This is a genomic window from Polaribacter atrinae (assembly GCF_038023995.1).
In the GTDB taxonomy this organism is placed as follows: domain Bacteria; phylum Bacteroidota; class Bacteroidia; order Flavobacteriales; family Flavobacteriaceae; genus Polaribacter; species Polaribacter atrinae.
Map to the genome: position 1 here is coordinate 1,815,756 of NZ_CP150660.1, position 22,366 is coordinate 1,838,121.

At 27.7% G+C, this 22,366-nt stretch carries 18 protein-coding genes and 1 pseudogene; 3 read left to right on the forward strand and 16 right to left on the reverse strand.

Annotated features, from left to right (window positions below):
- Window positions 1-72 precede the first annotated feature (72 nt).
- From WG945_RS07970 to WG945_RS07980, 3 genes are all read right to left on the reverse strand, one after another.
- Window positions 73-561, reverse strand: coding sequence for a hypothetical protein (locus WG945_RS07970; protein ID WP_068448925.1), 489 nt, complete (start codon window positions 559-561; stop codon window positions 73-75).
- 11 nt (window positions 562-572) lie between these two features.
- Window positions 573-833, reverse strand: coding sequence for a hypothetical protein (locus WG945_RS07975; protein WP_068448927.1), 261 nt, complete (start codon window positions 831-833; stop codon window positions 573-575).
- Window positions 834-927: 94 nt separating this feature from the next.
- Window positions 928-1,404: an Hsp20/alpha crystallin family protein gene (locus WG945_RS07980; RefSeq protein ID WP_068448928.1), complete on the reverse strand. Its 477-nt coding sequence runs from the start codon at window positions 1,402-1,404 to the stop codon at window positions 928-930.
- 1,584 nt (window positions 1,405-2,988) lie between these two features.
- On the opposite strand from WG945_RS07980, the gene WG945_RS17750 reads away from it, so the two are divergent.
- The 3 genes and pseudogenes from WG945_RS17750 to WG945_RS07990 all read left to right on the forward strand — a co-directional run bounded on the left by WG945_RS17750 (window position 2,989) and on the right by WG945_RS07990 (window position 3,953).
- Window positions 2,989-3,171 (forward strand): DUF4172 domain-containing protein, encoded by a 183-nt coding sequence (locus WG945_RS17750; RefSeq protein WP_394364773.1) that lies wholly within the window; start codon window positions 2,989-2,991, stop codon window positions 3,169-3,171.
- Window positions 3,172-3,347: 176 nt separating this feature from the next.
- Window positions 3,348-3,509: pseudogene (locus WG945_RS07985) on the forward strand (Fic family protein); the annotation flags it as partial.
- Window positions 3,510-3,656: 147 nt separating this feature from the next.
- Window positions 3,657-3,953, forward strand: coding sequence for a hypothetical protein (locus WG945_RS07990; protein WP_082864193.1), 297 nt, complete (start codon window positions 3,657-3,659; stop codon window positions 3,951-3,953).
- An 81-nt stretch (window positions 3,954-4,034) separates the two neighbouring features.
- Here WG945_RS07990 and WG945_RS07995 read toward each other — a convergent pair whose 3' ends face one another.
- The 13 genes from WG945_RS07995 to WG945_RS08055 form a co-directional block, all read right to left on the reverse strand.
- Entirely contained in the window at window positions 4,035-4,844 is an 810-nt protein-coding gene (locus WG945_RS07995; protein ID WP_068448934.1) for a hypothetical protein, read from the reverse strand.
- A gap of 600 nt (window positions 4,845-5,444) precedes the next feature.
- The gene (locus tag WG945_RS08000) at window positions 5,445-5,990 is read right to left on the reverse strand and encodes a CHAP domain-containing protein (RefSeq protein ID WP_068448936.1); all 546 of its coding nucleotides are present in this window, start codon (window positions 5,988-5,990) and stop codon (window positions 5,445-5,447) included.
- An 11-nt stretch (window positions 5,991-6,001) separates the two neighbouring features.
- Window positions 6,002-6,913, reverse strand: a complete 912-nt coding sequence (locus WG945_RS08005) for an endonuclease/exonuclease/phosphatase family protein (RefSeq protein WP_068448938.1) — start codon at window positions 6,911-6,913, stop codon at window positions 6,002-6,004.
- A complete protein-coding gene (locus tag WG945_RS08010) occupies window positions 6,913-7,446 on the reverse strand; it encodes a retropepsin-like aspartic protease family protein (protein WP_068448939.1) in 534 nt (177 codons plus the stop codon). The genes WG945_RS08005 and WG945_RS08010 overlap by 1 nt, the downstream gene beginning before the upstream one ends.
- Window positions 7,447-8,127, reverse strand: a complete 681-nt coding sequence (locus WG945_RS08015) for a flagellar motor protein MotB (protein ID WP_068448941.1) — start codon at window positions 8,125-8,127, stop codon at window positions 7,447-7,449.
- Entirely contained in the window at window positions 8,128-9,948 is a 1,821-nt protein-coding gene (locus tag WG945_RS08020) for a hypothetical protein (protein ID WP_068448943.1), read from the reverse strand.
- Entirely contained in the window at window positions 9,941-11,218 is a 1,278-nt protein-coding gene (locus WG945_RS08025; protein ID WP_157603569.1) for a hypothetical protein, read from the reverse strand. The genes WG945_RS08020 and WG945_RS08025 overlap by 8 nt, the downstream gene beginning before the upstream one ends.
- A gap of 4 nt (window positions 11,219-11,222) precedes the next feature.
- A complete protein-coding gene (locus WG945_RS08030) occupies window positions 11,223-14,633 on the reverse strand; it encodes a hypothetical protein (RefSeq protein WP_068448946.1) in 3,411 nt (1,136 codons plus the stop codon).
- Window positions 14,634-14,635: 2 nt separating this feature from the next.
- Window positions 14,636-16,156, reverse strand: a complete 1,521-nt coding sequence (locus tag WG945_RS08035) for a hypothetical protein (RefSeq protein ID WP_068448948.1) — start codon at window positions 16,154-16,156, stop codon at window positions 14,636-14,638.
- Window positions 16,157-16,179: 23 nt separating this feature from the next.
- Complete coding sequence (locus tag WG945_RS08040) at window positions 16,180-16,602, reverse strand: hypothetical protein (RefSeq protein ID WP_068448949.1); 423 nt, start codon at window positions 16,600-16,602, stop codon at window positions 16,180-16,182.
- A gap of 3 nt (window positions 16,603-16,605) precedes the next feature.
- On the reverse strand, window positions 16,606-18,141 hold the full coding sequence (locus WG945_RS08045; protein WP_157603571.1) for a hypothetical protein: 1,536 nt from the start codon (window positions 18,139-18,141) through the stop codon (window positions 16,606-16,608).
- Between the two features lie 530 nt (window positions 18,142-18,671).
- Window positions 18,672-19,913, reverse strand: coding sequence for an McrC family protein (locus tag WG945_RS08050; RefSeq protein ID WP_068448952.1), 1,242 nt, complete (start codon window positions 19,911-19,913; stop codon window positions 18,672-18,674).
- Window positions 19,914-22,364 (reverse strand): AAA family ATPase, encoded by a 2,451-nt coding sequence (locus WG945_RS08055; RefSeq protein ID WP_068448954.1) that lies wholly within the window; start codon window positions 22,362-22,364, stop codon window positions 19,914-19,916.
- Between the last annotated feature and the right edge of the window lie 2 nt (window positions 22,365-22,366).

Below are 22,366 nucleotides of genomic sequence, written 5' to 3' on the forward strand. Positions count from 1 at the left end.
CTTTAGCCATATTTCAGGACTAGACACAGACCAGAGGGTAATTATGAACAAGAAAAAAAAGACGAAAACTATTTAGTTTTCGTCTTTAGGTTTGATAAATTCTGATTGGTATTTTTCTAAAAACTTCTTCTGTCTTGCAATCATTTGTTGGCTTAATTTATCAATGTCCATAAAGTCTTTTCCAAAATTACTTCCAAAAAAATCATCATTAAAGAAATGTTTACTAAAAAGTGAATCTTGAGAAAAAACAGCATCAAACCCTTGATTTTCAAATCCTGAATAATTTGAGAAAAATCGTGATTTAAAAGATTGCATCAAACTATCTTTATCAGACAATGAGAAATTATTAAACTTATCGTTAGAAGACCAAGAATAAATACTGTCATATCTAATTAAGTTTCCGTTTTGATCAAATTCTTTATCAACTTTCCAAGTGCCTTTAGGCTCTTCAACTATATCAGTTTTATTATCTTCTTTTTCAACTTTTTTAGTTTCATTTTCTTGTCCTTTACAACTAATACTTAACAAGCTAACCATAAATATTAAAATATACTTTTTCATCACTTTATATTTTACGTTAAACTTAATTCTGAGTTTATTGTATCTCTTTTTAACAAAACGCCTGTTTCTATCATTTTAATCAATTTGTTTTGATGGAATACTTTTGATTTTCTTTCTCCATTTTTATACCAAACACATTCCAAATAAGTGTCTTTATTAACCAAACCAAATATTGACTCTTTTTTGGGAACATATTTAATAACTTGCATTTTTGGGGAGATAAGTTTTCCTTTAACTGTTACCCATTCCCCAGATTTAAATTTTCTTGGCATAACATTATAATTTTAAAGAATTAAACTTATTAATAAGAGAATACTGAAAAAACAGCATCCTCTTAATATTTTACTCATAAATTTATTGAAACAATTATGAAATCTGAATGCTTCTGGCAGGCTTTTGTTTTGCCTCTTCTTTTTTTGGTAAAAGAATACTTAAAATACCATTTTCATAATTTGCATTAATCTTTTCATCGTTTACACTTTCTGGTAAATTAAAGGTTCTTTTAAACGAGGAATAACCAAACTCTCTGCGAGTATAATTTTCTTCCTTGTGTTCGTTTTCTTCCTTCGTTTCTGTAGAAATAGACAATACTTGATTATCGAGGTCAAGTTGAAAATCTGACTTTTTTAAACCTGGAACAGCCATTTCTACCACAAAAGCGTCGGCAGTTTCTTTAATGTTTACTTTTGGTAAAGTAATACCAGTATTGAAATTTGAAGTAAATACTGATGGTAGGTCTCTATTGATAAAGTCATCTAACCAATTAGACAAAGTTGGAAAGTTTTGATTTGAAATGCTGTTCGCTAAACTTCCATTTTTAGGAACAGTTGCTAAATTGTTCATAATTACAAAATTTTAAATTAAACATTATTTTTCAAATTTGAAATCTCAACGACTTCATTCTATTTTAAACAAATTAAATACCAAAATCGATTTATTGTCTCTTATAACAATTATTACATAATATCCTATATAAACATGACAAAAACATGAAATATTGTCATATTTACTCACAATAAAATGACATATTTACATTTGGTGTTTATAATAAAACTATAAATCAATTATGCGAAATAAAAGTTTTAAACAAGCACTATACTTCAAAGTAAAAAACAGAAATTTATAAGAAGTTAGAAGAAAAAGATACTCATTTATTACTTCTCATAAAGTTTATATCTTATAGTATTTTAAGACCTATTGAAAATTGAAGATTTTGGCATTCAGGATAGAAAACTATATATAAAGGCAAAAAACAAACCTGTACAAATAAAAATTATTTCGGATTTTTATTTAAAAGTTTATCTGATAAGGATCCAAAATCACATTTTTTTTTGGAAGATTTGAGAGCAGTGGAATGCGGAAGAAATCAATAATGGGAATGAGTTTTCAAAAAGATTCAAGGCTATTAAGGGCGCTCTAAAACTTGGAGAAGAATATATGGTGTCTAGTTTTAAGTATACTTTGTTGTGTATATGATTTATCTCTTTTTAGAACAGATTTTAAAAAGCCCAACCCTACTCTTATTTTAAACAAATCTATTTTTATTAATTATACTCACTTTCAATTCTAAAGTCAACTTAAAAGTTTCTAAAATAGTTATATGCTGGTCCTTCTCTATAGCATAAGGTTGTTGCCAAACTATTGATTTCTTACTACTCTTGTTGATTCTACTAAAAACAAAGGGGCATCAACTCACTATTGTCTTCATATAGATTAAAACCACATTCTAACAACTCTAACACAGCTTGCTTGAGTACTTTTAAAAATGTAAAGCGTTCTTTTTTCGTTTTTAACTTGTTTGCTCCTGCTTTAATATTAGGCTTCCTTTCTAATTTTACCGTTATAGGATTTATGAAAGAAAAATAAACATGCAAGGGGCTTATCAAGCGATGCCATTTCCTCTTTTAAAGTGGATATAAAACAACGCCTCCAATATAGATTTTTGGCTCAGAATAATTCAATTTCATAGGTAAAACGTTTACGGTACGTAAAAGTAAGAAACTTATAGACATAAAAAAAACGGTTCGTGTAACACGAACCGTTGATTTTATTGGCTTTAAACCTAGTAGCGGGAACTGGACTCGAACCAGTGACCTTCGGGTTATGAGTTCACGTAAATAACTGATTTACTGAATTTTAACCTTTTTATTATTTAAATCGTGTTCTAAAACGTGTTCAGTTTAGTTCAGATTATTATTGTATTAATTTCTAATCAAATATACACAATTTTAAAGACTTGAATTTTGGAAATATATAAACCAAAAATAAATAATGAGCTATAAAAATCATACATATAGCTCATGTCATATAAAAATTGGAATTAGTTATATAAGAATTAGCCTCATTTCACATAAGATAAAGAGAATCTAGAACATTTAGAAATACAATTTTCAAAAATATAGGACTCGTATTAGCTGCTATAAACATATACAAAGTGTTTCTAAAAATGATTTATTAGTAGAAATATTGAGTGAAGAAGCTATAAAAAATTCAGAAATTGAAGGGGAAATTTTAAACCGAGAAAGTGTGCAATCTTCTATTAAAAAAAAATTGATTTTGCTACGGATAAAAAAAAAATTGCACCCGCAGAATTTGGTATCTCTGAAATGATGGTAGACTTATATTACCACTTTAATAAAGATTTAAACCACAACCAACTTTTTAAATGCCATAAAATGCTTACCAACGGCAGAAGGGATTTAACAAATATAGGTAACTATTGACCCCATAAAGATCTTATGTAAGTTGTATCTAGAAGAATAGATTAACCTACTGTTCATTTTGAAGCTCCTCCTTCTATTGAAATACAAGCTGAAATGGAACAATTTATTAATTGGTTTAATGAAATACATCATTCAAATTATACAAGTATGTTACCACGTGCCAAAGCAAGTATTACACATCTTTATTTTGTTTGTATTCACCCTTTTGAAGATGGAAACGGATGAATTGGACGTGCATTAGCAGAAAAATTAATTGCAGTAAGCTCTAAACAGCCTACCATAATTTCTCTATCACATACCATAGAAGCACATAAAAAAATGTATTACAATTCAATTGAAACCAATAATACAACTTTAGAAATTACAGATTGATTGCAATACTTTAGCAAGACCATTATAGAAGTACAACAAAACACTTTAAAACGTGTAGATTTTATTGTAGAAAAAGCAAAGTTTTTTCTACAGTATTCTACCCAACTTAATAACAGGCAACAAAAAGTATTGCTGAGAGTATTTGAAGCAGGTTATACTGGTTTTATAGGTGGTTTAAGTTCTGAAAAGTATACTAAAATTGCTAAAACCTCCTCCTCTACTGCTACAACAAATTTAAAAGATCTAGTGGATAAAGGTATTTTAACAAAAAGGAACTTTAAAAAGTACTCGTTTTAAATTAATTTTGAAGGCAATTTAATTTTATTTCAGCAATACTTTTTTTTAAAAAAAAGTATTGCTGAAATTATAAATGATGGTTTATTGTAATATTTTTTTAAACTCACTTTTAAAGTAAGAAGCAATCTTATAAGGTACTTTTCTATATTCTTCCTCTGGTAATTGTATTCCTTCTGTTTCTTCTATCAAAGACCTTAATAAAGCATAATTATTATTTGTAAACTTTTTAAGTTCTTTTTTAAGAATACTTCTTTCGTTTTTAAATCTATTTTGAAGTTCCTCTATATTAGAAAAATTAAAAGATTCTTCATCATAGCTCAACATAAACGCGCTTACAATTTCTATATATTCTTTTAGGCTTATTTTTCCATTTTGCCCTCCACGATTCGCATATTTGTCTTCAAAAAAAACAGACAACCACTTATTAAATGTTCTTTGATCTTGGTAGCCCAATTCTTTTCTTGTTTTACTTAAACTTAGTTGTAATTTTTTCTCTAATAAAGGAATTATAGAAACCTTCATTCTACTTTCAGACAAGTTTAAAATGGATTCCATTTCTGGTGCAATAGATTGTAAAAATGCTAAACTTTTAGATAGTTCTTCTGCATCTACAGCACTCATGCTTCCTAAATTAGCTACATTATCAATTATATCAGTAATTGGAGTACTTGTAATATTCAAAAAAGGTCCAATAAATTTCGCTAAAATTGCAGGGTTTAATTCTTTCAAAAACTCATCTACAGGATTCTTTTTATACTCTTTAAAATATTTTTGAGCAGCTTCTTCAGACCCAAATTTTCGAATATAATAATTCTCAATTATTTTACAAGCGCTCTCTTCTGTTATATTAGGTACGATTTTATTTAAGTTGAAATAAGTATCTGATTTCATAGTATTAAAATTAAAGGTTTAAAAAAATTTGTTCTACTGAAATTATTTCAGGAGAACAACCTATTGATTATAATAATTATGATAATGGTGATGATAATGATAATGATAAATTGATAATAATAATAATAATAATAATAATGATGATGATGATGATGGTAATGGTAATGGTAAAATATTAAGTAAATATAGATAATCTCCTTTTATAAAACGAGCTCTATAATTTTAAATTATACTACTCTCTAGAGTGCCAATACTCTGCATTGTTCTCATTTAATTGATTAGAATGATTGTCTAAATCTGCTTGTGTTGGATCGTCTTTTCTGTTCATTAAGTTTTTCATAATTAAAGTGTTTAAATTAATACTACCGCAAAACTAATGTATAATTGCTTTCTCATTTTTAATTAGTACATGATGATGAAAAAAAAAACTCATTTAATCTTATTTTTTTTAATAATTGAATGCATTTGACACTTAGAATGAGATTAATCGTTCTTCTTTCCTCTTAAATTCTTGTCATAATGAATAATAATAAGTTAATTCATAATAAAAATTAGATTACTTCGACTATGATATTCTAATTATAAGACTTATTACTGTGCTTATTTTCTAAGCCAACCTAACAATAAATCATTCTCAATTTCCCATACTCCATTTTTGTGAATCAACTTAAAAGTTGCTCTAGACATTCTGCCTACATTTTGTTGAACAATTTCAATCTCACTGTCACTAACTTTAGATACAATTGCAACATGACCGTATTTATTAAATCTATGACCATCCATAATTACTAAATCATTTACTCTTGGCTGAGATTTACTTTTGTTAGAATATTGAGTAAGATTTCTTGCTGTATTTTTTTGCCCATCTTTTAACCCATGATTATAAAAGTCTTTTGCATGTCCAAAGGTGTTTGGCATTTTGTGACTTAAATGATCATAATAATACCTTTTTACAAACTCGACACATTGCCATTCTAGACCATAATTATATCCGTTCGTAGCCCTATGTCTAGTGTTTTTACCTTGATGTAAATAGACTGGAACATTATTAAAGGTATCTATAATTTCATTTCCTTTTTTATCATACGATCTATTACAATTTATAAAGCAAGCGCTTAATATCAATAATAAAAGAATCTTTTTCATAGTTAAGAAGTTTAATCAATAATACATTCTAAAAAAACAGGTAAATGATCAGATAACATTCTTGCATTTTTTAAATTATCACATGTTTTAACAAAATCTAAATGATCTGAATTAACAAATTTTACTTCTGCTGAAGTATAGTATATATTATCAATAGAATGGTTTAAATAAACACCATTCTTACAAGACATTTTTAAGGTAGTTTTTTTATTTTTAACAGCACTTTTAAAACCTAAACTATATAGATCATCCCACACCTTATGACGTTCGTTTAAATTAAAATCTCCAACAATAAAAATATTATTCGTATTTAACCTTTTTGGGTAATCTTTTAAAAATTTAATTTCTTCTTCTGGGTGATCATTATGTTTTCTTGAATGAAAGTTGACAACATAAAACGGAGTATTGCCTTTTTTAAGTTTAAACTTCCCAATAAATGGTTCTCTAAAACACTTATCTTCTAAGTCTTTATCTAAATATGCTTTTTCTAGTATGCTAACTTTTGAGGTTTTCCACAGAATAGCATATCGTTCTGACATGTATACTGATGGACTTTTTGTAGGGTTACTAATTTGATAATCCCATTTACTCCCCATTCTATTTAATTCGTCGACAATTTTAGCTACTGCTTGGGCTCCTGCAGGGTCTTTTGCAGCCACTTCTTGAATAGCAACTAAATCAAAATTCCTAAGAATTTCAGCAATTTCAATAATTTCTTCTGCATTCTTAGTTCTACCTAAATTTTGAATATTCCAGGTAAGTATTTTTATTGAGTTTTGGTCGCTTTTTTTTAATATTGTTTCTTGAGTGTTTAATGTAGCAGATTCTAAGTTTTTTAACTTACTATTTTTACTACTTATGGATTCACACGAGAATTGTAATAATAATGAAACGACAAAGAAATATTGTATTAACCTATGCATTATTCTAATGTAATTTCTCCTCTTTTATAATCAATTGATATTTTTCCAAATTGCTCAAAAGCAGACTGACCTAGCAGAAGTGGTGCGATTTCATTATGTACTACTGAAGCTTCAATGTTTCTTAAAATAATATTACCAATTTTAACTGTTTTCAAATTTATTATCGTTCCTTCAGAGATATCTCCATTAGCATCACTAAATTTCGCAGTTCCTTTAATGTCATCTTTGGTTAATGTTCCTTGTTTCATTAAAAAAGTTGCTTCTGTTTCAGAGATTGAAATTATACCAGCTCCTGTGTCAAATATGAAGTCCATTTTAGCTCCGTTTAGTTCAACAGGTACATAGTAAACTCCATTACGCTTTTCCATTTTAATAATGGTTTTACCTGTTGACCTTTCTCTTGTTGTTAGTTCTCTTTTTGAAGGTATGTTTTCCACTTTGTTATTTCTAAACTTTTGAGCAGATTTAGAACAGCCATTGCAACTGGTTAAAGCAAAAGACAATATTATATATGTTAATAATCTAAATTTCATTTATTTTGAGTATTCTATTTTTGGTATTATTTGTATAGAAAATCGTTTGTTGTTTTCTTCAATTTTATCACGACATAGACCATTAAATCCACTTCCACTAATTAAAATTTCTGAATTATATTTTCTTAAGTTAATATTATTAATGCTCCAAAGGTTATAAACAGCCAAAGCTCTTTCGTAGCTTTTTTTATAACCATACTCGTTATCACTACTAAATTTTTTATCCCAAGAATTTGCCATATTTCCTTCTATAATTATTAAATAAGAAAAATTGGCATTTGCAACATTCAAGTTTTTTAATAGTTCCTCTAATTTATTCCCAACCTTTATAGTAGAAGATTTGTATTTTTGTAAAATAGTTGATTTATTTGGTTCAAATATTTCTATACTATTTAATTCTTTTGAAATATATTTTTTGCAATCTTCCAAATAAATAAAGTCTCTATCATTTTGTAAAGGTTTAAATTGCTCATTTAATTGTAATATTTTATTTAATTTTTCGTTATCGGCTTCAATTTTTTCTTTTTCTTTTTCAAGTTCAACTAAGGCATCCTGAAGTTTCTTTTTCTCTTGATTAAGCATTACAGAAGTAAGAACATATAAAACTAGAACAACAAAAAAAAGACTTGTCATTAAGTCTGAAAAACTCATCCAAAAAAAATCTTTGTGTTTTTTACTCATTTATTTATTTTTTTTGGGAGTAAAAAAAAATTTTATCTTACTTGCAACACTCTTTTTTTTATTACTCTTTAATGGAGCTGCTTTATTTTTGTTATTTGATGTTGTTTTTGATTTTTCTACACTTGCTCTTAATGATTTAATTTCTATATTAACTAAATCTAATTGATTTTTTGAATTACTCTTTATCTCATTAATAGATTCGTGTAGTTTATCAAGCAAGTCGAGTTTTTCAAAATGTCTTTTGTATTGAGAAAAATTACTTTCCATTAGTTCCTCTTCTTTTTTTGAAACTTTCTTAAGACTTTCTATTTTTTCTGAAAAAGCATTTTTTAACAATTTTTCTTCAGTTAAAGTTCTTTCTTTAATAGCGTTTATATTTTCAGTATATGCTTTTATTACAGAGTCCTCTTCTGTTATGGTTAATTGTTTTATTGCATCAATTTTTTCTGTTGTATGCTCTCGGAGTTCAACTAACGATTTATTTAAAATATCATCTACTTTCTTCACAGAGTCAGTTAATAAATCTCCCCTTTCACTCAATACTTCATAATGGTCGTTTAAAAATTGAACCAACTTATTACTTTCTTCAATTCTAGAATCTAGTTTTTCAGCTAGTCCTTCAAAATTATTTGCTTTTTTTAATAATGTTTGAAAAGAATTTGATAGTCTAGTTGTACCATCTACAGTTGCGTTTAGAGAACTTAAATATTGATTAAATTTATGTAAATCTTCTGTTCCAGCTTTTAACTCCCTTAATACTTTTATATTTGCTTTTGCAAACTCAGTAATATCAATGTTTTCAAGACTTTGTAGAATGTTATCTTGTGCAATAACAGCATCATAGTTTTTATTTAATAAGCCTGTTAAACGATTAATATTAACGGTAAAATTATCATTAAATTTAACAAGGTTTGTATGTAACATAAATACACTTGATGAAACACTTTGATTTAGAATAGGAAGTAATTCTGTTTGGATGAACGTATAAAAATCATTTTTTGCTATTTCTACGTCTTTTCGAGCAGTTTTATAATAGGTAGAGTTTGATACAGTAAATAGCAAACCAATAAAACTTGCAGACATTGCAATAGACACACCGATTAGAAAGCCTTTGATTTCGAATTGGTCTCCATCACCAGAAATTAAAAAAAGATTTATAAGCCCGAAAATAATACCAAGCATTGTACCCATTAAACCTAGATATAATGGTGTTGTAATTCTTTGGCTTATATCTTCATCTTCTGTATCAATATTTCTTTCTGTAATGTCTTTAATTAGATTAAAATCTGTAGTAGCTCCTTTGTTTCGTAATAGATAAACGTTTATAGAGTGTAAAAGACCATCAAAAATTGTATTACTTGTTTCGTTTGGATTGATTAAACTTATTTCATTTACAAACGACTCTTGTTCATTAGAGTTTTCGTAATTAGCGTGATAATTATGGATTGCAATAGCTTCATCTATTATTTCTTCTTTTAGCGTTGCTTTGATGTTTTCAGAAAAATCAACTTTTATTTTATCCTTAATTTCAGTAATTGTTAAAGGCTCTAAGTTTTCATAAGTATATTCAAAATCATCAGATATTGATTTTATGTCTGTATTTTCTATTTCATATTTCGATAAATTATCTAAAACAACTTTTGGCTGAAAAACTTGTAAATCTTCAACAGGAATATTAAATAACTTTATTTTGAAGAAATCTTTGTTAGGAATTATCGATTTGAGAACATTTATTTTTTTAAACGTTTTTAGCGTTTGAAAAATTTGAATTAATATGATTAGGCCAACTAATAGAAATTCAATTATCGTAATATTATTCATAAGTTATTTGAGCTTTTTCTTTAACAATCCATTTATCATCTTGTTTTATTGCAATACCAGGCTTAATAGTAATGATTTTTTTTGCGTTTTGGTTAAGTGGTTCAGTTTCTTCACAAGCTGGATATAAAAATGAATCTGGTGCATTTAAAGCTCGTTTTGCTGAGTTTTCTGTATTAAAAAACTGAAACTCTGCTTGATTATTCTCTTTTAGAGTAAATTTATAGAATTTACCGTCTTTATCATCATTAACATCAAAAGCATTAAAAACTTTATCACTAACTGGTGTTTTAGCAAAAGCAAATTTTTGGGTCTCTTTTGGCTTTGGCTGTGAAATACTCTTTACTTGACTTGTTTTTTGCATACCTGAAACCGAACTATTGGTATTACTATTTTGAAGTCGTTCTATATCCAAATTTAACTTTGATATTTTATCGTAGATGTCTTTAATATCTCTTTCAGGACGAGAATTATTACTTTTATTACGATTATTGGATGGATTAAATTGAATTTTAGATTGTTCGTATTCGCTTTTACTTAAACGTCTGTCAATTCTTTCGTTTAACTTTTTATTACTTATATAATTGTAAATAAATAAAATAATAAATGCTAATAATATTAATGCGAAAAGTAACCAATTAGGAAAAAATGTACTTTTTAATTGATTAGTATCTTCTTTATTTATAATACTGTTAGAGTGATTAATTTCATTTGTTGTAATTGATTCTGCTGTATTAATTGTTTCATTGTCTTCAAAAGAAGTTTGTTCTTTGAGACTATTTAAGGTTTTATTTAATTCAGATTCTAAACTACTTTTAAGTTCTTTAACAGCCGAATATTTTAAGACTATTTTACTAAAATCATCATTATTATAAAAACCATTTAAAATATTATTTATAGCTTGTTGTTTATTTATGCCATCTAAGTTTACTTTCTTAGATTCTTTTACAGCACTTTCTAATTTGCCTGCGAAACCACTAAAATTGTTATTTGATAATAGAACTTTTAGTTTGTCATAAGTAATATGTTCTTCAATGTTACAATTTTCTAATTTTTGTTTGATTACGCTTTCAAAAGATTTTTTTTCTCTATTAAACTCATTCTGATTGTAATTTTCAGCTTTTCCATTAGATATATATTGATTTGTATATGCATAAGATATTTTGCAAGCACAATAATCAACAGCTATATCATATTCCTCTTTAGGACTTTGTGCATTTAAAGTCAAACTTGTAAAAAATAAGACTATTATTAAAGTAAAAAGTTTATGCATAATATTACTTATTTAGTTCTGTTACAATTTTGTAGCTTAATTTATTTAACGCACCAACTAAAGGGTAAAAGAATAAAGACTCTTCTAGTGCTATGTTTGTATTACCTTGTAAGGATTCAATTTTTCTTCTTAATCCTGTATCTAATAAGTTTAGAGTTTCTTCCTTCAGGATTGATTTGTAATTATCCAAATGGGCTGAATTTACACCAAAATATTTCTTGAAATTCATAGAATCATCAATAGCGAATAATAAGTCAATAAAGTTATCTACTTCTGATACTACAGATTTCGTTAAATCATCACTAATATTATTGTATTTAATAGGGTTTTCGTTAATTGTAGTTTTTTCTGTATTACCTATTAAAACAGATTTGATATCCTCAATGTCACCAATAGAATCCACATCTATTTCTAAGCCGCCTTTACAAGTTATTTCTTTTGGATTTTTTTCAATATTAATTTTTACTTTATGATTTTTATTTCCTTCAAAGACTTTATCAAAAATTAAACCTGTAAGCTTATTTAACTTGTCTAATTTATCACTTCCATTAGTTATTAAAATAGATTTTGAACCTGTTCCACTAAACAAAATATTTGTTGGTGCATCTATACCTTTTGCTTTCATTAAGTTAGCTATGTGGTATATTAAAGAAGAGTAAAAAACAATAAAAACAATTTTTAAATCATTATCATTTGAAAGCCAAGTGTTAAATAAAAGTGGTGCTTTTTTATTAATTACAGCTGTGTTTTTTTCTAGTGAAAAGAAAAAGGCAACTAAATCTTCGGACTTTTTCTTACTACTAATTTGGTCAAATGCACCTTTTAAATTTGTCAGTTTATTATCAACAATTAATTCATTGATTTTTTCCTGATACTTTACAATAAAACCATTATTGTTAGGCGAACCACCATAACCATCTCCAAAAATAGAATTAGCTGCAAAACGTGCAGAAGTTAAGGCGATAGGTTTCTCTTTTTGAAATATTACCACATCACTAGTACCACCACCAATGTCAATAGACACAACAGTATCTGTGCCTGCAATTACATTGCCGTGATTTTGATAATAATAATATGGTGCTATTGATTCTGATAACTTTGAAGTTTTACCTTCTTTAAAATATTTTGTAAAATAGGTATTCCAAATGCCTTCTAATTGGTCTATTTTGCCTGGGTCCATACTAGATGGATAAAACCAAATTAGTTCAGTTTTATTTATATCACCTTTATTGAATAATACTTTAGACCTTATTAAAAGTAATATTTTTTCGATGAATTTTTCAACTCTAATTTTATTTGGACTATTAGTATCTTCAAAATCTGACCATTTTAAATTTGTAGTTATTTCAGCATCAATATTGCTCTTATATTTTTCGTAATCAAAAGGAATATTTATATCTGCAAAGGCTTCTGGTGTCGATGAGAAATTTAGGCTTCTGCTTTCTCCCGAAACTGTACGAATAGGAAAGTTAAACTCAGAATTATTACTTATTATTTTAGGTAAAAATTCGTGTCTTAAAAAATTCTCCATTTCTACAACGTCAGTATCAGTGCTTGAACTATGCAAAGTTTCATACTGAATTTCATCTTTTGAAATAGTAAAAGGTAAAGATGATTTATCACCTTCAACTTTATATTCAATATGCGTATTTGTAGTACCAAAATCCACTGCAAACTTCATCTTTTTTGAGCCATAGTTTGCTTTTAATTTAGGTATTATTATTCCTAGATTATCATTATAGCCAACTTCAATATAATCAAACTGCTGCTCTAAAGAATAAAAGTCAGTCTGAATGATTCCATCTTTTTTTAACGTTCTTGAAGTTTTATCTACTTCTAATGAATCTTTAGTTATATTAGAATAAAACTTTAGAGATAATGAATTGTGACTATTTACAGCATCTACGCCTTGGTCTAAAGCCATTATTTTGTAAAATGAATCATATTCAATTTTAAGAAATGGATAAACAGCAAGCGAGATTTTATTGTCAATAATAACACCTTTATTATTTTCAACATCTTTATTGTCAGATTTTGCAGAACCATAATATCTTTCAAATGTAATATAATCTACATTTCTGTTTCCTTTAATTGGTATTCTAAGTTTAACATCGATTGAGCCAGAAAATACTTTTGCTTCAAACATAGGTTTCCCATTAGGTAATGGTTTTTGAAGGTCTTCTGTATCAAAATATTCAAAGAATTTTTTAGATAATGGTAACAGAAAACTTTTGTTATTATCACCACTTTCATTCTTAATATTACCATCAAAATATTTATCAGAGTTTAAAACGTAAGGAACTCTAATTATTTGTGGTTGTAAAAAATCACTTACGGTTAGATAAGGAAATTTATCTAGTTGTCCCGGCAGTGTTCTTTCATTAATTGGTTTTTCATCAAAATAAGGAACCACCCAACTGTTGTCCCATTTTACATTCCGATCTGTATAAATAAGAGATTCTGTAAAGTTGTTTTGTAAAACAAGTGGTTTATCCCTAGTTTTAGAAGATATAATTGTAAACTCACTTAAACTCTCAATGGTTGTTCTTCTATTTTCAATTTTCTTTTTCTTTAAAGGGACACCTAAAATTTCAATATTATTGTTTTCACCTATGTCTAGGGGTGAATAAGAACTATTTATTCTCCCTACTAAGTCATCAGTTTTTTCCTCTTCGATTTTGCAAAGATCTCCATATAAAGTATTATTGTAACCATCCAAACGAGTCAAACTCTTTTCTAAATAATCCGCTAAATCTCTCATTTTAGTTTTAAGCTCAGGATACCCATTCACTAATTTGTAAATGTATTTTTGAAATTCTATATCTCTCTTATAGAGGGGCTTTAAATCATTATCAAAAAATATATCATTACCATTTTCAATGTTTGCAAAGCTTAAATCATTAGCAGACGTAAAAAACAAAGTTGTTGGCGAAGTTCCTCCAACAATTTTGTTGTCATAAAATATAAAATACAATTTATTTAATGAATTAAAATTGTTTGAACTAGCATCTTGCTTTAAAAATAAATCTAATGTTTCTCCTAAGAGTTTGTGTTTAGGATTACTTGATGTCAAAAGATTGTTAAGGTCAGTGTTTTTATCCCAAGTTTTAATTTGTACTCTATCACCAAGTTTATCGAAATTGAAAAACATTTCAGCAACATCAAAACAGTCAGAAACTAATTTATGATAGATGGTGTTACCATCAAAATTATTTGAATCTGCAACATATTTGAAAGCTGACCTAACCAAATCTACTCTTGCAAAAGGGCTTGGAATAGAAGTAGGGTCGGTTGTTGAATAATCTCCATCAGGATTATTAATATCTTCAATTACAGTTGGACCATATGGCTCACCTCTGTCTTCCCAATCTTGTAAATCTCTGTCTTGAAATAGTCTATATACCTTAGTAGCCATAATTATAATAGTTTTTTGTTTACCAATGATTTAGTTGCTTGTGAAAATACTCCCATAAATCTTTTCGGTGGACTTGGCGCATCTCCTAATTTGTCAGAAGCTTTATTTAAGTGATTCACAAATAATTCATAATTGTTTTGTGCAAAAGGATTGAATTTGTTTTTTCGTTCTGGAATTCCAGTAACCAAAGTAAAAATACTCGTTGTATCTATTTTAAAATCAGTAATTTCGTTCTGCTCATTAGTAATTGGGTTTATTGCAAAAGGCGCAAATGATATTTGATTACGGAATACTTCGGCTAACCAAATTCTAAACTCTTTATTAAAGTCTGATAAGAAATTTTTATAAAAAGATTGTTGAATAAAATTTGTGTCGAATTTTGCTCCATCTTCTGAAACAAATGGATAGTTTTTATCAATTGCCCAAGTCATTTTATCTTTTAAAAATAAATTGAAATAGAAATATTCTGTTAAGTTGTTTATAATTGAATTTTTTGTGCCATCAAACAAATCATTAAAACTAAGTTGTCTAACAGCTTTAGTTCCAAATTCTTTATAAGTAGGGTTTGAAGCAATGCCATTTTTAGTTTCTAAATAAATATCTTCTGTATGTGCAAAATCAATTATTGATAAAGCAGATGCCAATTCTATAAAATGAGCATCATTTTTTTGATTTGTACCTCCTTCAATGTTTTCATAAGTATTTTCTGCTGAATCACCTATGTAGTATAAAGAATTTATAGAATTATTTCCAGAAATATTTCTAGCATAATAATGTAAAGCTGCTTTTGTTTTTGTTATAAAACCGTGACTGTCAATTTCAGAATTATCGTTTTGTTTTACTTTGAAATATGGTAAAACAGAAATTGCTCCGATTCTTGAATTTTTTAGATGTTCGTAATTTTTACCACCAACTTTACCTTTTCTTAAGTTTTTAAGGAGTAGAGGAAAACCTGCTGCACCAGTTCCACCAAATATTGAACTTACAACAAAAATTCTATCATTTGCTTCATAGCTATCTGCAAATGATTGAAACACCTCCGATTTTGTGAATTGGTTTAAAACAACACTACCAATATTTGGGTTTCCTTTAAAACCAACACCTAAATCGGCATCTAAATTCTTTTCTGAAAATAACAATTTCACTAAGTTTTTATTATTCGCATCTAGCGAATTAAAATCTATAAAATCCTTGAATCTATCATTTTGAATTCCATCTAATTCAAATCGAAAACCATCAAAAACTTTTGCTCCACCACCTTTTTCTGTAACAATATCACTTAATGTTGAGATTTTGTTTTTGAAAAAATTGTTTTGTTCGTAACCATCTACAGTTTTATGAACATTTTGGTAATCTCTAAGTAGTTTTATTGTTCTATTTAAATCCCCCCCAGCACTATCTGGATCAATTAGAATGGGAACAACATCAAAATTTGTTTTTACTCCTGACGCTAGAAGCATTGTTAACGTTTTAATTACTCTTGCACCAGTACCACCTATTCCGAATATATATAATTTTGCCATGCTTAATATTTTTATACTTTGTTTTAAAATTTACCGAAAAATAATTTAGGTGTTCCTTTGGCATTACTTCTCAACCATTTAAAGCAATAAGTCCAAACTATAAAGAACAAAGTTGATGTAATTGCAGTAATTAAACCGAATGTTATGTATTCAATGATTTCATATTCTATGCCTAAACCATAAAAAACATTTTGAGGAATAAAGCATCCTACTAAAAAGGCAATTAAAAAATTTATTAATAGCATTACTAACCAATGTTGCCAACGGGAGAAACTAGGTCTGTTTATTATAAAATAAAAGGTGAGTACAAGTATTAAACTTGTTAAAGTCGTAATTAGCCCAATAGAGACGTATAGATTTTCAGTAAACAAGTCATCAGAAAACACTCCTCTGTATGCAAGAGTTCCCCATTCAAAAACTCCCGAGAAAAATACATTTAAATCCATAATTTATTTTTTAATTTCTATATTTATATTGAAGTAAGATTCGTTTTTAGGGTCTTGAATAGTGTATGCTTCAAAAACACCTTGAACCAAGTAGAGTAGACCAAAAGTTTTATCTAGTTCATTTTCTACATCTCTATCGTCTATGCTATTACTTTCTTCAACCCAAGAGGGTATTTTGTTTGATAATTCTAACTTTAAATCTTGAAGTGTAAATTTACTTGAAGTAGCAACTGTTATTATATGTGTCGCAGTTGTTTTTTCGACTGTGAGAAAATCTCTTTTCTCAATTTTATTTCTGTCTACTTTTTCTATAGAATTTATAGAATAACCATCTGGCACAACATAGTTTTCTATATTCATTAAATATGATTTGTCTACAGGGATATTTTCTAAATCTACTGCAATTGAAAATTGAAGGTTACCGTTTTCGTATTCAATTTCATTTATGCTTTTTAAATATTTAGCTTTTCTGTCTGTTGGTTTAAAATTACCTATTTTATTGGTTTCTTTTAAAACTATGAAAAAAGGTTGGTTATTTTCTTGTGAATTTGATAAATAGTAACTGTTCTCAAAACCTTTTAACTGTTTAAGATTAATTTCTTCTTGAAAGGTTTTTATTAAATTATGTTTCCCAATAATCCAAAAATAATAGGGTCTTTCTTTTTTACTTAATCGAGTTTTACTATTATCCTTATCATAATAACATCCGTCAAACTTTGAATTCATTTTTAATACAATTGTTGAAAAATTAAATTCTTTAGATTTTTCAAGAAATGCACCTTTAGTTAAGCTTTTTTGAAATTCAAGAGCTCCCTCCGTGTCTTTTCCTTTATCTAGAGAATAAATGCAATCAGAAGTTAAAATTGATATTTCGTTTTGTTTGGTGCTGTCTAATATTATTTCTAATATTTCATTCAGTTTACTAACCGATCTATTTCCAACTTTATATGGGGCTTTACTAGGTTCTAAGGTTTCAACAAAATTATTTACCTCATCAACTTTTGAAGGGTGTATTTTTGTATTTATAAAGTTTATGTTTAAATTTTGATTGTTGTTTTTTTCTTTGTTGTATTTGTATTGTAGTTGTACAAGTAAATCGGATAATGCAGCTTCAAACTCTGTAGTCCCTTTAACGTAACCGTCCATACTACCAGAGTTTTCAATAAAAATACTAACTTTTGTGTTTTTATCTTCATTCTCAGAATCCTTATAAGGACTAAAAATTTTCGACTCTGTATTGTTTCGCCTTTTATTCGCAACTGATAAAATTAAATTAGTGAGTTCTTCTTGGTTTATTTCATTGTTTGAATTTATGATTTGAGGTAAATCAAGACTGTTTTCGTTTACATATTCAATAAATTCATTTCTTTCTTTTTCAGTAATTTCATTCCCACTTCGCAGAGCTATATTAATTTTTTTATTTAGTTCATCTATTGGTTCATTAGCACAAGAATTTAAAAACACTAAGCTTCCAAATAAAAACAGTGTGCAAAAAATCGATAATTTTGTTTGTTTCTGTTGAATAATAGTTTTTTTCATTCTGTTTTGATTGTTAGTTAGATTAATGCGCTTTATTTTTGAGCTTAAAACTTAAAATTTACTTTGTTTATTTTTACTGGTTGGACAATCGTTTCTATCTTAGTAGTATTTCTTTTACTGAAGGCCTATAAGATTTACAACAAACCATTACTAGAGTAAGTAATAAAAAGATTGATGTTTTAAACACTTTTTTTAGCATAGGATAATAGATTACACTTACAAAAAATTGTTTTGTAAACAATTAATTATAGTAATTTGATTAATTAAGTAATATGTAGAAGATGAAATAGCAATTTTCATTTAATCCTACCAAATATAACAAAATATCTAACTTTTAATATTAATAATCAAAATTAAATTAATAAAAACCAGTTTTATTACGGTTTCCCGTAATAATCAATAATAGTTCGTTAACCTTTTTTTAAAGTAATTTATTTACCATAATCTAAACGTAGTAAACATTTGTCAGCTTAACCTTAATCATTTACTTCATTAAAAGCTTTTTTAACACATAATAACTTAATTCTTAATCACAAAACCAACAATTCTAACACCTTCTCACCTAAAACCTCATCCAGTTCCCCATCCTCTAAAACAGAAACAAAACCCATTTTACACTGATGCTCTATTGCTGAATGATTTTTTTCTTGATCCAGGACATAATCATCTGTTAAGTACGATTTAAAACTATTTTCTCTAGTATCTCCTGGGTACAATAACAATGCTTTTTCTGCGTCCCAAAAACGACAATACGCATACATTTGACGTAAATCACTTACTGAAGCAGTATTATTTTTTGGTCTTTTCCATTTTGTGTCAATTATAAATGTTTGCGAACCTTTACGCAACACAACATCTGGTCTTAAACTATTGCCTCCCCAAAAGGATTTAGATTCTTGTCCTGACACTTCTATATCAGTACCTAAACAAGCCTTCTGTAACTGCTTTAAAACATAGGTTTCCCATAATTCATTCATATCAAATAATAGTGACAACATCTTTTCTTTTCCGCTTGATATATCTGGCGAATAATTTAAAATAATTAGTCTCGCTAACTCTAATGAATTCGCATATCCAACAGATTTTCTATTTAACAGAATTTCATTAAGTTGTTTTTCTGTAATAGGTTTTTGATCTACTTCTGGAAAATTTAACTGCACTCTGTTTGCTAAATCCTGTAATCTAGTTCCGTTTGTAAACTGAGTAACAATAATTAATGCTTTTTGTAATACTTGATGTAAAAAGTGATTACTATCGTACACTTGATGCGTAGTATAAAACCGTTCTTTATGGACTATATTTTCTCGAATATGTCCTGCAAATTGTAATTTACCTTTTAATGCTTTTGTATTTTGTGTCTGCTTTCTATAGTTTTTAATCAAACCTTTTCTAACCAAAATTTCTACTTCTAATAAGTACAATTCAAAATAAACTTCTAGTAAATTAAGATGCTGTCTTTTTACATGCGCTGCTCCTGTAGATGATGCTTTAAGCTTTCCGCATGCTTGTAACATTTTTAATAAAACACCTTTCCATTTAGTATCTGCATCATCTTTATCTGCTTTTGGGTGAATTTCAATAGTTAAACCATCTACCTGAATTACGCCAACATACTGATTAAATTTAATCCCTTTTGCAATAGATTCAAAATAATTACTATCGTGATATTCGTTCAGTTTTAATAGCGCATCTAAATGTACTTGCCTAAAACCTTCCTCACCAACGTATAAACGTTGGTGTTCAAAAACCGATATTGTCTTATTACTTATCAATTATTCCGCTTGCTTTTTTCCTAACAATGATAAAATTGCATCGATTACATTATCTTCATCTACTTTCTTTAAAAGGAATGAAGGTGCTTTAAAATCATTTGAATTTTCATAAGAAAAATCTGCAAAATTGATAGCATCATTTTTTTTCTTTTCTACAAACCCTTTTCCTAACACCAATCCTATTTTACCATAATCACCATAAAAATACTCTTGTAATAAAGGCACTATTTTAGTATTAAAAGCTTTGGCTAGTTTTTCTTCTGAATTTACTTTACAAAAGTACGAATGACCAATGGCATGATCTCTATCTATTAATAACTCTATACGCTCGTTTATCTTTTTTAAAACTTCAGATAGCTTAATATGATCTACTTCTTCATTTTCTATAACAGTATAATCTGGCATCATTTCTTTAAACTCAAAACGACGTCTTAATGCAGTGTCTAATGCTTCTACAGATCTATCTGCTGTATTCATGGTACCATAAATATCTAAGTTAGAAGGTACACTGAAATTTGTTTTAGAATACGGTAACTTAATACTTAACTCGTTTTTAGCGCCACTTCGTTTATCGGTTTCAATAAGCGTTATTAACTCACCAAAAATAGCAGAAACGTTTCCTCTATTTATTTCATCTATAAAAATAGCATATCTATTTTCAGGGTCATTTTTTGCTTTTGTACACAATTTTTTAAAAACACCATCTTCAATCTTATATCCTAAATCTTTAGTTTCTTCTTCTGTTTCAGGAAAAACAGGTTTGATTCCTTCTATAAAATCTTCATAAGCGAAAGATTGGTGAAATGTTACGAAATCGTAATTTTTTATAACTGTTTCATTATTGCTTTTAAAATTGTTAACCTCATCTATTATATCATATATTTCAGGAATTTGCTCTTTTGTTTCTTCCTCAAGTAACTGCCACATTTTATCATTATTCTTATCAAAAATTAACGGATTTTGACGTTGTTTATATGCTACATTTTCTGAAGAAGTTATCGTGTGCATTTGCAACGTTCCCCATATTGTAGCTCTCACATTTTTAGATTCTGATAAGGATGCTTTCGTTTTCACCCATCTATTCTCCAAAATCTCATTTACTTTTGACGTTCCATTTTCAATGAGTGCGATTGCTATTACTTGCCACCAAGTTAAATTCGTTATTTTATTTTCAAAAAACTTTTCTTTGGTAATAGCATTCTCTTTAAGCGTATATCCATCAAACAACTGATCTTTTAAATAAAAGGTTTTCCCTGTTCCTGGAGGTCCGTATAGAATTTGGTTTGTTGGTGGAGTATTATTTATTTCTATAACATTTCTACTTTCAACCTTATCTCCCTTCATAATCGCTAATAATTTGTCGTAATAACTTGTGTTTTCATTCCCTTTTTCTTTGTATTTTGTAATATTGGTTAAGGTTTTTAATGCGAGGTTAAAATCTAATTTCCAATTACCTTTTAAAATCCAATCTACATTTCTATAATTTTTATAAGATTCTCTCTCATCATCAAAAAAAAGTTCCGAAGTAACTTCGCCATAACCTATCAATTCGTTTAGTCCTTTTTTAACAATAATAATATCTCCTGGTTTCATTACTTTTAAAAAATCATAATTCGCAGCGGTATTATTAGTTTTTCCTGAAGTAGTATTCGCTAATTCTTGAAGTTTTATTTTAATGGATTTTTTAGTGGAATATGCATTTAAATCACCTAAACCATCCCAACCAAGTCCCATAATTCCCTTTTCGTAAAATTCTTCCCATTTACTAGCATTTTTACCTGGAGCATACATCCAATAATTTATAGGTTCAAATTTATTAAACATTTGATATAAAATGTCTTGAGCTACTAAAAGGTGATTTGAACCATCATAATACTCAGGAATAAAAGATTTTACTAATTCAATAAGTTCGGTATCATTTTCTATATATTCAGAAATTATTTGATGTATCAATTCTAAATAATGTGCATACCTTTCATTTACTTTCGCTTGTTCAATATTTAACAAATCGCACAATTCCTTATAATAAGCATACTTGTAAAAAGTATATTTTTCTGGATTGTAATAAGTTAAATAAACCGATATGGTTCTTTCGTCTTGATGATGAGAAAGAGTTTCTCCTAATCCTCTATAGATTTTTAAAGTTTCTTTATTAAACGATTTAACTCTAGTATTTAAATCAATAGATTCATTAAAGAGATTCTTAAAAAGTAAACGTATTTTTTCGGGTTCTTTAAGTAATAATTGTTTAATAACTGCTTTACTCATAGCATAAGGCAAATTATCGTAATTAATTTTCTTTACTTCATCTAAAAAATTGTCAGCATTTAAATTTGGAAGTCCTTTGTATTTTTTTAGTAATTCCCATTTATAACGTTCATCTTTTAAATGCGTTTTTTCAATTTCTCTTTTGTAATTATCTATAAGGGGTTGCAATTTATTCTTAGGCATCT

What these genes read in the sequence shown, in the direction of transcription:
- WG945_RS07970 (WP_068448925.1), bottom strand. Translation starts at nt 561, where the DNA reads ATGAAAAAGTATATTTTAATATTTATGGTTAGCTTGTTAAGTATTAGT.
- WG945_RS07975 (WP_068448927.1), bottom strand. Translation starts at nt 833, where the DNA reads ATGCCAAGAAAATTTAAATCTGGGGAATGGGTAACAGTTAAAGGAAAA.
- WG945_RS07980 (WP_068448928.1), bottom strand. Translation starts at nt 1,404, where the DNA reads ATGAACAATTTAGCAACTGTTCCTAAAAATGGAAGTTTAGCGAACAGC.
- WG945_RS07995 (WP_068448934.1), bottom strand. Translation starts at nt 4,844, where the DNA reads ATGAAATCAGATACTTATTTCAACTTAAATAAAATCGTACCTAATATA.
- WG945_RS08000 (WP_068448936.1), bottom strand. Translation starts at nt 5,990, where the DNA reads ATGAAAAAGATTCTTTTATTATTGATATTAAGCGCTTGCTTTATAAAT.
- WG945_RS08005 (WP_068448938.1), bottom strand. Translation starts at nt 6,913, where the DNA reads ATGCATAGGTTAATACAATATTTCTTTGTCGTTTCATTATTATTACAA.
- WG945_RS08010 (WP_068448939.1), bottom strand. Translation starts at nt 7,446, where the DNA reads ATGAAATTTAGATTATTAACATATATAATATTGTCTTTTGCTTTAACC.
- WG945_RS08015 (WP_068448941.1), bottom strand. Translation starts at nt 8,127, where the DNA reads ATGAGTAAAAAACACAAAGATTTTTTTTGGATGAGTTTTTCAGACTTA.
- WG945_RS08020 (WP_068448943.1), bottom strand. Translation starts at nt 9,948, where the DNA reads ATGAATAATATTACGATAATTGAATTTCTATTAGTTGGCCTAATCATA.
- WG945_RS08025 (WP_157603569.1), bottom strand. Translation starts at nt 11,218, where the DNA reads ATGCATAAACTTTTTACTTTAATAATAGTCTTATTTTTTACAAGTTTG.
- WG945_RS08030 (WP_068448946.1), bottom strand. Translation starts at nt 14,633, where the DNA reads ATGGCTACTAAGGTATATAGACTATTTCAAGACAGAGATTTACAAGAT.
- WG945_RS08035 (WP_068448948.1), bottom strand. Translation starts at nt 16,156, where the DNA reads ATGGCAAAATTATATATATTCGGAATAGGTGGTACTGGTGCAAGAGTA.
- WG945_RS08040 (WP_068448949.1), bottom strand. Translation starts at nt 16,602, where the DNA reads ATGGATTTAAATGTATTTTTCTCGGGAGTTTTTGAATGGGGAACTCTT.
- WG945_RS08045 (WP_157603571.1), bottom strand. Translation starts at nt 18,141, where the DNA reads ATGAAAAAAACTATTATTCAACAGAAACAAACAAAATTATCGATTTTT.
- WG945_RS08055 (WP_068448954.1), bottom strand. Translation starts at nt 22,364, where the DNA reads ATGCCTAAGAATAAATTGCAACCCCTTATAGATAATTACAAAAGAGAA.